The sequence below is a fragment of the Methylobacterium sp. GC_Met_3 genome (genome assembly GCF_026540775.1).
Taxonomy (GTDB): Bacteria; Pseudomonadota; Alphaproteobacteria; order Rhizobiales; family Beijerinckiaceae; genus Methylobacterium.
Map to the genome: position 1 here is coordinate 1 of NZ_JALNUL010000077.1, position 12,380 is coordinate 12,380.

9 protein-coding genes are annotated in these 12,380 nt (G+C 63.7%); 3 read left to right on the plus strand and 6 right to left on the minus strand.

What is annotated here, in order from left to right:
- Positions 1-593: 593 nt before the first annotated feature.
- Entirely contained in the window at positions 594-1,520 is a 927-nt protein-coding gene (locus tag OXS27_RS30040; RefSeq protein WP_267361212.1) for an N-carbamoyl-D-amino-acid hydrolase, read from the minus strand.
- A 207-nt stretch (positions 1,521-1,727) separates the two neighbouring features.
- On the opposite strand from OXS27_RS30040, the gene OXS27_RS30045 reads away from it, so the two are divergent.
- Both OXS27_RS30045 and OXS27_RS30050 read left to right on the plus strand, forming a co-directional pair.
- A complete protein-coding gene (locus OXS27_RS30045) occupies positions 1,728-3,344 on the plus strand; it encodes an ABC transporter substrate-binding protein (RefSeq protein WP_267361214.1) in 1,617 nt (538 codons plus the stop codon).
- 156 nt (positions 3,345-3,500) lie between these two features.
- Positions 3,501-4,787 carry an ArgE/DapE family deacylase gene (locus OXS27_RS30050; protein WP_267361216.1) on the plus strand — a complete coding sequence of 429 codons (1,287 nt, stop codon included), beginning with the start codon at positions 3,501-3,503 and terminating at the stop codon, positions 4,785-4,787.
- Positions 4,788-4,808: 21 nt separating this feature from the next.
- Here the strand turns inward: OXS27_RS30050 and ggt are convergent, their stop codons facing one another.
- From ggt to OXS27_RS30070, 4 genes are all read right to left on the minus strand, one after another.
- A complete protein-coding gene (ggt, locus tag OXS27_RS30055; RefSeq protein WP_267361218.1) occupies positions 4,809-6,476 on the minus strand; it encodes a gamma-glutamyltransferase in 1,668 nt (555 codons plus the stop codon).
- A gap of 45 nt (positions 6,477-6,521) precedes the next feature.
- Positions 6,522-8,111 (minus strand): ABC transporter substrate-binding protein, encoded by a 1,590-nt coding sequence (locus OXS27_RS30060; protein ID WP_267361220.1) that lies wholly within the window; start codon positions 8,109-8,111, stop codon positions 6,522-6,524.
- Positions 8,112-8,813: 702 nt separating this feature from the next.
- Positions 8,814-10,166, minus strand: coding sequence for an MFS transporter (locus OXS27_RS30065; RefSeq protein ID WP_267361222.1), 1,353 nt, complete (start codon positions 10,164-10,166; stop codon positions 8,814-8,816).
- 79 nt (positions 10,167-10,245) lie between these two features.
- Positions 10,246-11,100 carry a hypothetical protein gene (locus tag OXS27_RS30070; protein WP_267361224.1) on the minus strand — a complete coding sequence of 285 codons (855 nt, stop codon included), beginning with the start codon at positions 11,098-11,100 and terminating at the stop codon, positions 10,246-10,248.
- 667 nt (positions 11,101-11,767) lie between these two features.
- Between OXS27_RS30070 and OXS27_RS30075 the strand changes: the two genes are divergently transcribed.
- Complete coding sequence (locus OXS27_RS30075) at positions 11,768-12,013, plus strand: hypothetical protein (RefSeq protein WP_267361226.1); 246 nt, start codon at positions 11,768-11,770, stop codon at positions 12,011-12,013.
- A 43-nt stretch (positions 12,014-12,056) separates the two neighbouring features.
- Here the strand turns inward: OXS27_RS30075 and OXS27_RS30080 are convergent.
- The coding region (locus OXS27_RS30080; protein WP_267361228.1) for a hypothetical protein at positions 12,057-12,380 on the minus strand (324 nt) is incomplete at its 5' end.

Here is a 12,380-nt window from a genome sequence, read left to right on the forward strand (position 1 = left end):
CAACAGGCCGAACGACTTATGACTGGTTCATAACACGCTCTAGGCACGCAGGCAGGAACCGGCGCGATAGTTCGTTTTAGTATGGCCCAGGCGAACCGTAGCCACTAGTTTGTTTTGAATATTGGCTGAGACCGTCCGAAACGAACTTTATCAATCAAACCACCGATAACAGACCGGCTAGCCAGAAGGCCGCGAAGCGGACATCGTGAGGGTCTGCGAAGGGTCGTGAGCGGGCGCGGCGGCGACGGCCGCTTTCATGCGCCTTAGCCTCAAAGCGGACTGGCGGAAATCCACCCATCTGAGACCTTCATGCGCGCAGTCAGCGGCGACCGATCCTGGCCGGAAGCGGCTGGTCGACTTTTGCGAGTGCCAGGTTCGAAAGCTGACGAGCCACTCCTGGCTCGTCGAGGCTATGCAGAACGTCTGACACGCAATTTCATGCGGGCAGAGTGAGAGCGCAGTCGCTGGCTCGCAAGGTGTCGAAGGAATGCGGTGATGAATCCTACGTCACCTTGTGGACTTTAGGATGCCCGTAATGTGACTGGCGGCATCGGCTCATCGCAGCGATGTCGGCAAAAGACAGGGGCGACGGATCAAACCTCAATCTGCATGCCGGTCTGCGCGGTAATGCGACTGTAGTGTTCGGTTCGGCGATGCCGGGCGAAGTCGAAGATCGTCGTCTTGCCGAAGGCGCACTTATCGAAGTCGCAGGGGGCCAGGATGAGTTCGTCCTCTTCTGTCGCCGCCCGCGCGAGGACGAACCCATCCGGGTCGACGATGATCGAGCCGCCCATCAGCGGATGCCCATCCTCGATGCCGGCCTTGGCCACGCCGATGACATAAGTCGCGTTCTGATAGGCGCCCGACTGAAGCGACAGGTCGGAATGGAACAGACGCTTCTCCAGGCCTTCAGCACTCTGCTGACCGTTCGCCGAGGGGGTGTTGTAGCCGATCGTGACGAGTTCCACCCCCTGAAGGCCCAGGCACCGGTAGGTCTCCGGCCAACGCCGGTCGTTGCAGATCGCCATGCCCATCACGACACCGGCGTTGCGCCAAACGCGAAATCCGAGATCGCCCGGCTCAAAATAGCGCTTCTCCAGGTGCTGGTGGGTGCGCTCCGGGTCGAACTCGCTGTGTCCGGGCAGATGGATCTTGCGGTATTTGCCGACGATGGCGCCGGCCCGATCGGTCAGGATCGAAGTGTTGAAGCGGCGTCCCTCGGGCGTCAGTTCGGCGTAGCCGAAGGTGATCGCAACTTCGAGGGCGCGTGCGCGCTCGAACAGGGGCGCCGTCGCGCCGTTCGGCATCTCGCGCTCGAAGAACGCGTCGATCTCGGCCTCGTCCTCCATGTGCCAGCGCGGAAAGAAGGTCGTAAGCGCGAGCTCCGGATAGACCAGCATCTCGACACCCCGAGCGGCGGCGGCTTCCAGAAGGGCGATCATCCGGGCCACGACGACCTGCCGGCTGTCGGCACGCTGAATCGGGCCCATCTGAGCGCCGCCGACGACGAGTTGAACCATGGGGAGCTCACCTTTCTGGATACGGCGCGACCGGACCGAACGCCCTGCAACCGCGTATTCTCCCGCCGGTGCAAAGCCGCTGCCAAGCTCCGGAACCGGCGACTGCAGGAAGCCGCATGCAACCCTTGCAGATACCTTGGCTGGAGATTTGCGGGACAGCCGTCAGCCGCCGGCCATCCCACGTCGGCACGAGACCGAGGTCCCGACATGTCGACGTTGCCATCCTGGGGATCCGCAATTCTGTCCCTCGCCTTGCTGCTGGGCATGCACGACGCCTCCTCGGCCCAGGGCGTGCTGCGGATCGGTATGACCGCCTCCGACATCCCGCTGACCACAGGACAGGCGGACAATGGTGGCGAGGGGATCCGCTTCGTCGGGCAAACGATCTACGACGCGTTGATCGCATGGGACCTCACCCGCTCCGACAAGCCTGCCGACCTAATCCCTGGTCTCGCGACGAACTGGACGGTGGATCCGGTCGATAGGAACAGATGGACGTTCAGGATCCGACCCGGCGTCACATTCCACGATGGATCCGACTTCAGCGCCGACGCCGCCGTTTGGAATCTCGACAAGCTGTTGAGGCCCGACGCTCCTCAATACGACCCACGCCAGGCCGCGCAGGGCAAGGTGCGTATCCCGGCGGTGGCGAGCTATCGGGCGATCGATCCGATGACGCTGGAGATCGTGACAAAGGCGCCCGATGCGACGCTGCCCTACCAGCTCGTCTACATCGCCATGTCCTCACCGGCGCAATGGGAGAAGGTTGGTCGATCCTGGGACGCCTTCGCCAAGCAGCCGTCCGGTACGGGTCCGTGGAAGCTTACGCTGTTCGCCCCGCGTGAGCGCGCGGAGATGGTGCCCAACGACTTCTATTGGGACGCGTCGCGTGTGCCGAAGCTCGACAAGCTGGTGCTTGTGCCGCTGCCCGATGCGAACGCGCGCGTCGCCGCGCTGCGTTCCGGTCAGGTCGACTGGATTGAGGCGCCGTCGCCGGATGCGGTGGCGTCCTTGAGGAAAGCGGGCTTCACGATTGCCACAAACTCGTATCCTCACAACTGGACGTGGCACCTGTCTCGCATCGCGGGTTCACCCTGGAACGACATCCGGGTGCGCAAGGCGGTCAATCTCGCGATCGACCGCGAGGGACTGAAGGAGCTACTCGGCGGCCTAGCGGTGCCGGCCACCGGGTTCCTCCCGCCTGACGACCCGTGGTTCGGCAATCCGTCGTTCGAGCTCAGGTACGATCCCGGCGCGGCCAGGAATCTTTTGGCGGAAGCCGGTTACAGCCCGGGTAAGCCCCTAAGGACGAAGATCGCGATCTCGGCATCGGGCTCCGGCCAAATGCAGCCCCTGCCGATGAACGAGTTCATACAGCAGAACCTCGCCGAGGTGGGCATCCAGATCGACTACGAGGTGGTCGAATGGAACACACTCATCAACATGTGGCGCGCCGGTGCCAAGGCCGACATCTCACGCGGCGTGACCGGCATCAACTACAGCTACTCGCTGCAGGATCCGTACAGTGCGCTGATCCGTCATCTCAAGTGCGATCTGACGGCCCCCGTGGGAAGCAACTGGGGATATTATTGCGATCCAGCGATGGACAAAATGTTCGACGACGTACGCAACACCTTCGACCTCGTTGAGCAGGCCAAGGTACTGATGCGGATCCACGAGAAATTTGTCGACGACGCGCTCTTCGTCATGGTCGTCCATGACGTGAACCCGCGCGCCATGAACCCGAGCGTGAAGGGTTTCGTCCAGGCCCAGAGTTGGAACCAGAGCCTCTCGCCGGTCTACATCTCCGCTCCGGAACGTTAGTGGGTGAGACAAGCGCCGTCCAAAGCCGATAGGACGTTGGCCGGATGTGGCCGTCAACCGGAACGGCTGTAGCGGACGCGACCGTGCGATACAGCCGTTCAAGCGCTTCTTCGTGGTGCCTTGGTCTGCCCCATCCAAGACCAATCGGCAGTGGAGATGACCTTGATCGACGATCAGATAAGAGGCCTCATCGCCAACCGCGTCGACGCGGCGTTCGACGAGCAGCTCGAAACGACCTGCCAGTTCATTTCCGTGCCAAGCACGCGCGGTGCGGAGGCACCTGCGCAAGACCTGATGGCCGATCTCCTGCGCGCGCGAGGCTACGCCGTCGACGACTGGCGCATCGACCTCGCTGATCTGCGCGGCCTGCCCGACATGGGCGTCATCGAGCATGACTTCTCCCGCGCACGCACCGTCGTCGGTACGCTCAACCCGGTGGCGGGCGGAGGCCGCTCTATCATTCTCCAGGGCCACTGCGACGTGGTCCCGGCCGGGCCGCTCGAGTTCTGGGACAGCCCCCCCTACGCACCCCGCGTGGAGAACGGCTGGCTCTACGGGCGCGGAGCGGCCGACATGAAGGGCGGGACGATCGCGGCGCTCTACGCGGTCGAGGCGGTTCGTGCAGCCGGCTTCCGGTTTCGGGGCCGCCTGCATTTCCAATCGGTGGTCGAGGAGGAGAGCACGGGCGCGGGCGCGCTGTCGGCCCTGCAGCGCGGTTACCGGGCCGACTGCGCCCTCCTGCCCGAGCCGACGGGGCAGGCACTCAGCGACATGTGCCTCGGCGTCATCTGGTTCCGCGTGGGCGTCAAGGGCAGGCCGACGCACGTGGCACGCGCGGGCGAAGGCTTCAACGCGATCAAGGCGGCTTACAGGATTATAGGGGCGCTGGAGGGTCTCGAGCGCGAATGGAACGCGCGGGCGGCCTCGGACCCGATCTACGGAGTTGTTCCGCATCCGATCAACTTCAACCCCGGCATCGTCCGTGGCGGCGATTGGGCCTCCAGCGTCCCGGCGTGGTGCGACCTTGATTGCCGCATCGCTCTGCTGCCCGACTGGGGCGTCGAGGCCTGCCAGCGCGAGATCGAAAGATGCGTCGCCCTGGCAGCACAGGCAGACGCCTACCTTGCCGATAACCCGCCGGAGGTGATGTGGTCCGGCTTCCTCTCGCATGGCTACGTCATGCGCGACGCGCCGGAGGCGCGTGACGTGCTGACCCGGTCCCACGCCACGAGTACCGGCAAGCCGCTCGGCCGCCGGCTCGCGACCGCGCTCAACGACGCGCGGTTCTACGACCGGCATTATGGCATCCCGGCCTTCTGCTACGGCCCGGTCGGAGCGGACGTTCACGGCTTCAACGAGCGGGTCGAGCTCGCCTCGCTGCGCGAAACCACGAAGGCCCTCGCCTTCTTCGTCGCGGACTGGTGCGGGGTTGAGGCGGCCTGACCCGTGTTCGGGGATGAGCGGCTATCCCGGCTTCCCACCGCTGACCTCCGGACGGAAGCGGACCCCGGGCCGCGCGAAGCCTCCTCCGAGCCCGATGGGCGTGCCGTCGGCGCGCCAGCAGGCGGCCCCCTCCATCATCCCGTCGGTGCCGAAACGGATCGCGCCCATGCCGCCGCCGACATTTGGCACCTCGATTACGTCGTGGCCTCGTCGTCTCAGCGCCTGCAGCAGGTCGGCTGAAGCACCCGCCTCGATCTCCAGCGTCCCGCCCTGCGTCCAGACCCTCGGCGCCTCGACGGCTTCCTGCAGACTCATGCCGTGGTCGATCAGGTTGGAGACGGCCTGCATGACGGCGGCGAAGATGCGCAGGCCGCCGGGCAGGCCGAGCGCGTAGACCACCCGCGTGTCCCGCAGCACCATGACCGGTGACATGGACGAGGTGAGGCGCTTGCCCGGCGCGATCGAGTTGGCCCGACCGGGGCGTGGGTCGAAAACGAACATGTAGTTGTTCGGGATCATCCCGGTCCCCGGCACCACGTAGCGAGCGCCGTACAGACTGTTGATCGTCTGTGTGCTGGCGACGACGTTGCCGAAGGCGTCCGCCACCGTGACGTGGGTGGTGTGTGGCGAGCCCTCGGGCTCGACCCCAGCCGACCACGTTCGGGCGGCACGAAGGTCGATGCCGGCTCGACGCTCCGCGGCGTAGGTCTTGGACAGGATCGTGTCGACGGGAACGCCGACGAACGCGGGGTCGCCCGTCGCGGCGGCGCGGTCCGCGAAGGCGATCTTCAGAACCTCGGCCAGCAGGTGGACGGTGTCGGCGGATCCGAAGCCGAGCTTGGCGACGTCGTAGGCCTCCAGGATGTTGAGCATCTGGATGATGTGCAGCGGCCCCGAAGCGGGCGGCGGCGGTCCGACGAGCTCGTACCCGCGATAAGTGCCGCGCAGGGGCTCGCGATCGAGCGTCCGGTAGTTCTCAAGATCAGATCGCGCGAGATAGCCGCCATGCGCCGCCATGTGATCGGCGAAGAGATCGCCCAGAGCGCCGGCGTAGAGCAGTTCGGGCCCGTCCCGGGCGATGCAGCGCAGTGTCTCGGCGTAGTCGCCCGTCACGAGCCGATCGCCGGCCCGGATCGGCTGTCCATCCGGCAGATAGATTGCGGCGATGGCCGGATCACGCGCCATATCTGCGGCCGCCTCGCCGATGAGTTCGTGCAGGTACGGCGTGACCATGAAGCCCCGGGACGCATGCCGGATCGCCGGCTCCAGGACGTCGCCCAACGAAAACGTCCCGAACCGCTCCAGAGTCTCGCACCAGGCCTTCAGGTTGCCGGGCGTCGCCACCGCGGTCGGCCCGACGGCGTTCCTGCGGCCAACCACGTCCATAGACCCTTCCGGCGCCCTCGGATCGGGCGTGTAGAGCGTGGGCGTGGTCGCGCCCGGTGCGGTAACTTGGCCATCGACGATGACGTGCGAGCCGTCCGGCCGCCGGATATGCGCGGTCCCGCCCCCCAGGATGCCGACCATCATGGGTTCGACCACCGTCAGCGTGAACAGGGCGGCGATCGCGGCATCGATGGCGTTGCCCCCCGCGGCCAGCATCTCGTTGCCGGCCGCGGATGCGAGGGGGTGGTTGGTGACCACCATGCCGCGAGCGCCGAAGGCCGGCCTCTTCTCGCACTGGATCATCGCGGGATAGCTCCTGCCCGTATCGAGTCCGCCCGGCTCTGTGCCTCAGGCAGGGCGGACATTCCAGAACGTCGTGAAGCCGCTGGACACCCCGGTGATGCTCTTACGGTGAGCGGTCGGCTGCAGGTACTGGCCGAGCGGCCAGAACGGAACGTCGTCGATGGCCTTCAACTGCATGCTGCGCGCGATGCCCGCGCGATCCTGTGCATTGGCCGCGTAGATCCAATCGGACCGCAGGGCTTCCATGGCGTCGCTGCCGTACCATCCCGCGTAGCCGGCCGTGCCGTTCCCGCGGAGCGCGATGTCCGTCGCGGGGTTCATCCAGTCGAGACCGGTCCAGCTCGACACGAACAGGCTCCACCCGCCCTGGTCGACGGAGGTCTGCTTGTTCCTTCGCTGGAGCATCGTCCCCCAGTCGGTCGCAATATAGTCCACGGTGAACCCGCAACGTTTGAGCATGTCTGCAGCGACGTCGCCAAGGGCCTTGAGCGTGATGTAATCGGTGGGCACGAGGAGAACGACGCGCTCGCCGGCATACCCCGCCGCCTGCAGGTCACGCTTCACCGCGTCGTAGTCCCTCGGTCCCCTGAGGACATCCAGCCCCGCGTCGCTCGCCATCGCCGTCTTCGGGCAGAAGAAGCCCAGCGGCGTGTAAGTTAGATCGGCGTTGTCGCCGACGATCGTCGTCATGAAGTCGGACTGGTTGATCGCCCGCCATAGGGCGCGCCAGATCGCGGGGTTGTTGAATGGCGGCTGGAGGTGGTTGGGGCGCAGCATGGTGGTGGCCCCGGTCGGATCGGGGACGGTGACGCGGATGTCGCCGTTCGCCCGGAGCAGCGGCAGGAAATCGTGGGCGGCTTGCTCCCACCAATCCTGCTCATTGTTCTGAAGCGCGGCGGCGGCCGTCGCCGTGTCCGGCGTCGTCGTCCAGACGACCCGATCGTAGTGGGCGCGCTTGGGGCCGGCCACCCACTCGGAGGGACCGTCGGCGCGCGGTTGATACCGCTCGAACCGTGCGTAGACATTGCGTGCGCCTTGGAGGCGCTCGTCGGCCCTGAACTGGAAGGGTCCGGATCCGACCATTTCGCTCACCTGCTGGCCGACGGGCGTCCGGGCGAGCCGCTCCGGCATCATCGCCGGCATGTAAGGCGTGCCCTTCGCGAGCGCGTCTGGCAGAAGCGGGAACGGCCGTTTGAGACGGAAGCGGATGATCCGGTCGCTCGGCGCGGATAGCTCGTCCGTGGCCTGCATCAGCGCGCTGCCGAAAGCGTCGTTCCGCGACCACCGCCTGATGCTGGCCACGCAGTCGCGCGCCAAGACCGTCTCGCCATCGTGCCAGAGCAGCCCATCCCTGAGCGTCAACTCCCACAGGCGACCATCATTGTCGGTCAGATGCCCTTCCACCATCTGGGGCCGGGCCACGAAGTTTCCGTCGATCCCGTAAAGGGTGTCGAAGACCATGAACCCGTGATTGCGTGTGACGTTGGCCGTGGTCCAGTGCGGATCGAGGAAGGCCAAGTCCACCTGTGGGATGAAGCGGAGGGTCGTGGCGCTCGCCGATCGAACAAGCGCCGGACGCGCGATCACAGCCGCGGCCGCGGCACCCATACTGGCTACGAAGGCTCGTCGGCGCATGGCTGAACGCAACCCTCTAATTGCTGCTGAAGCAGACCAAGTGAAAGGCAAACAGCTGAGGTGTCAATGATCCCTTGCCTACAGCCAGCACGCTAGGTTGATCCCTGCGATCAGCGTCTGCTTTGGGGACGTGGCCAAAGCCCGACGAATGACCAGGATGGGCGCAAAGCCGAAAGACCGGTTTTGCCCTCATTGCCGATCCGGCATGGCGTAGTCCGGCCGAAAGCCGCTGGTCTGCTTTCGGTTGCACGATGCAGGAAACCGGACATCGCAGCATTCTCGCCCCCGGCGTCGGAAAGACACGTTTTGCCGATGTTTGAATAGCCATCGCGATTTTCCGGTAGGCTTGCAGCCATTTTGGCGGCCCCAACGTGCGTAGCCAGCGATCATCGGGAAAACGTTCGGATTGCCGACATGACGTTTAGGTTGCTTTCGACCCTTTCCAGAAGATCAGGAGGTCCGCTCTTAGGCAGCCTGCTGGATGAGGACCTGCGACTGGGTTAGGTGGATTTGCGCCGGTCTGCTTTGAATAAGTAAATTTGAGAAAAGCTGCCGTTTTTCAATTCGCGCAGAAGACGTGCACAGTAGCCCCCTGGTGAGCTTTCAAAGATTGTTGCGATCGAACACCTAGATTCGTCTGCGCCTGGAGCGCATCGGCATGGGCTGCTAATCCCGGCCAACGCGCTCTGGATCAGCGAGAGATCACGCCATGGCGGGTGCGATGCCGCCTGTGAGGGCCCGACGCTGCGCGACGGCCGCGTCGTAGAGCGCCTGCTCGTCCTGCTTGTGCTTGATCGAGAACCGTATCAGCGCCGCTCCGCACGCGCACGCGATCGCGGCACCGCCGAGGATGAGGAAGCAGAGCTGCACGTTGCCGGTCCCCCGGAGTAGGAAGCCGGCTGCAACGCCACCGATGTTCCCGCCCGCGCCGATGATGCCAGCAACGCCACCAAGAACCTTGCGGTCGATGAAAGGCACCAGTGCGTAGAGCGAACCGCACGCCATGTGCGTGAACAAGCCAAACACGAGCATGGCCGTAATTGCCAGACCCACGGCACTCGCCTGCGAGAAGACAACGAGGAAGATGCCTTCCCCCAGCATCAGGCCAAACAGCAGCCACGTGCGTCCGTCGAGCCCATTGGTGCGGGCGACGCGATCCGACAACAAGCCGCCGAGCGCGCGCGCGAACAGCGCGAGCAGTCCAAACGCACCGACCGCGTACCCAGCGTCGACCACCGAGAGGTGATAATGATCGTAGTAGTAGGTCACCGCGATGCTGTGGACGAACAGCTCGACGCCGAACGAGGCTGCGTAGCAGGCCGCTAGCAGCCAGACGCGATAGTTTCGCGCGGCTGTCTTCATCACGTCCCAGCCGCCCTTCTTGCCGCTATCGACGGAGATCCCCTGGCGGCGTAGATCCGGAACGTTGCCCTCCGGCGTGTCCTGCGTGAAGCGCCAGTACAGGCCCGCCATGATCAGCATGAGGACGCCCGGCACGAACATCGAGTAGCGCCAGCCGGTGCCTTCGCTGACGCCGAAAGCGACGATGCCTCCGACAACGAGCGGCATCACGCTCTGCGTGAAGCCGCCGCCGGCATTGCCCCAGCCACCGACCGTGGCGTTGGCAGTCCCGACGACGTTTGGCGCGAACATTACTGACGTGTGGTACTGGGTGACGACGAAGCTCGCGCCGATGATGCCGATGAGGAGACGGAACACTAGGAACGAGGTGTAGTCCCAGGCCAAGGCAATCCCGAAGACAGGCAGTGAACCCAACGCCAGGAGCAAGGTGTAGGTGATGCGCGGTCCGTACTTGTCGCACATCGGACCGATGACCATGCGGGCCAGGATGGTCGCGAACACGCCGGCGATGGTGATGTTGTAGATCTCTCCACTCGTCAGCTTGAGATCGGCACCAATGATCGGCATCAGCGGTGCAGTCGCGAACCACGCGAAGAAGCACACGAAAAACGCCATCCAGGTCAGGTGGAAGGCGCGCATCTGTGGGGTCTTAAAACTGAACAGATTGATTTGGATTGCCTTCTGCGAGGCCATGACGGCGGCTCCCTGAGCATGTTGAAAGGGCACAAGGTCCCGTGCGCAACGAGGAAGTCGCGCACGGGGGCACGAAGCTTCAGGCGGCGACGCCGAGCTTGTGGGCGATCGCGACCAGCAACTCGTGGTTCGAGCGCATCATCTCGGCATTGGACTTCAGGAGCCGGGCGTTCGACTCCATCAGAGCATGGTTGGAGGCCATCACCTCGGCATTCTCGGCGAGCGTGGTGGCATTGGCCTTCACGACGGACTGGTTCTTCATCAGCGCGTCGGTGTTGGTGGCGATTTTCTCGGAGTTGGCTTCGAGAGCATCCTTGTTGCCTTCGAGCAGGGAATGGTTGCCGCTCATCAGCGAGTGGTTGGTCTCAAGCAGGGTGTGATTGTCATCGAGCTTGGCCTTGTTGGCCTCGATCGTGTGATGGTTCGAGGCCAGCGTACCGGCATTGGCCTCCATGACCTTTTTGTTGCCGGTCAGGAGCGTCTTGTTGGCCTCCAGCAAGGTGTGGTTGCCGGCCAGAGCTTCACTGTTGCCCGTGACCGTCGTGCTGTTGGCTTCGAGAACCGAGGCATTTTTGGCAAGCGCCTCTGCATTCTCACCGAGCTTTTCGCTGTTGCCCGCGATCGCCGTCTTGTTCGATTGGACGACGGTCGAGTTGGATTTGATCGCCGAAGCGTTTGCGACGAGCGACTGATGGTTGCTCTTCAGCACACTTTTGTTGGCTTCCAGCGCCGCGTGGTTCTCACTGATCGTCTCGGCGTTAGAGGCAAGGATCTTGTTGTTGCCCTTGAGTGCCGTGCTGTTGGCCCCAACCGTGTCGTGGTTGGCTTCCAGCAGTTCGTGATTGCTCTTCAGTGTCGCTGCATTTGATTGCAGCATGCCCGAGTTCTTGACGAGCAGGGCGTGGTTGTCTTCGAGCGAGACTTGATCAGACATGATATTTCCCTATTGATACAGATAGACCAGCGCATTGAGCGCACGGGTACTTAATCGCCGAAGCGAGGCGTCGAATTGAGCAGACGAGTTGGACAACGCGGCGCTGCGTTAGAGCTTCATTAATGAAGCAATATGCTGTTAGATTGATCTAGCGTGCCGGTAAATTGAGCACATCTTGGTTCACGACGGCGTGAGCAAGTAGCAATGTGCAGGATCGGTCAAACGCTGCGCTGCGTCTGCAACCCTTTAAGCAGGACTTGTGCCGCAAACATATGATATCGACAGCTTAGCTGCGACATTTTGTTCGTAAAGCCAACCGGCTTGCCTCAGCGCGATGTTCGTTCGACTTCCGCCTATGGCATTGCATCAGAAATTCTGAACGACCGCGTTGGATTGGTGACAGAACGTCCGCTTCCGGATCAGAAGCCAAGGTCCGCTCCCCACCCAAAGCGGTCGGAGGCCAGCCTTCACCCTTTCGCGGGGATCGTATTCGCTTTCCCACACCTTACGAGGCTGGTGTGACGCTTCCTTTGCCCGCGCTCGGCCTCTTCGCGCCACGCATAGCGTTCTGCCTGCACTGCCTTCGATCTGGGCACGTAGAACCCTTGCGCTGCTGCCAAACATCGTTGATCGGGTCACGCGGTGCGAGACCCTGAGACACCTCCGAATGACCCGACTGGCTGACCTCCAAAGCGATCCCGCATTCCGGCAGGCGGTGCTGGCCGTGCGGGGTGTCTCCAGCACTCTAAGCGGCCGAGAAGTCACCGAGGCGGAGGCTCAGTTTCTTGTTGGTATCGCGTTGGCGACTTTCGCGAATGCCGGCGGCTTGGATGAGCCGAGCCTCGGTCATCTCGCGCGGTTCTCAGGTAAGCTGGGGCCGAACGAGACCGTCGACAGCTTGACGAAGCACTGAGGGATCGCTCCTTCCGATATGGGCAGGGGGCTGCTCTGACTGCCTATCCCATTAGGATTGTTGCAATCACCCGCCGAGCGCGCTCCAGGTCGAGTTCCGCTTCAGCCGCAGCAGCCTCGGCTTGGGCCAACATGTGAACGGCTCGAAGCAGGGGCGAACCCTTCGTCATCGCGGCCAGTGCCTCAACAGCGACCTGATCGACCTCCACGAGGTTCGAGGTGTCGCCAAGCAGCAACCCAAGGCGGTGCTCGCAATGACGCCCTTCCGTACTGTCCGAGCAAGTGCAGGTGAACCGGATGCCGCGACCGGTGCTCGTGGCCTCCATGCGATGGATCTCGCTACTGCCTGGAGCGCGCACAGAGAACAT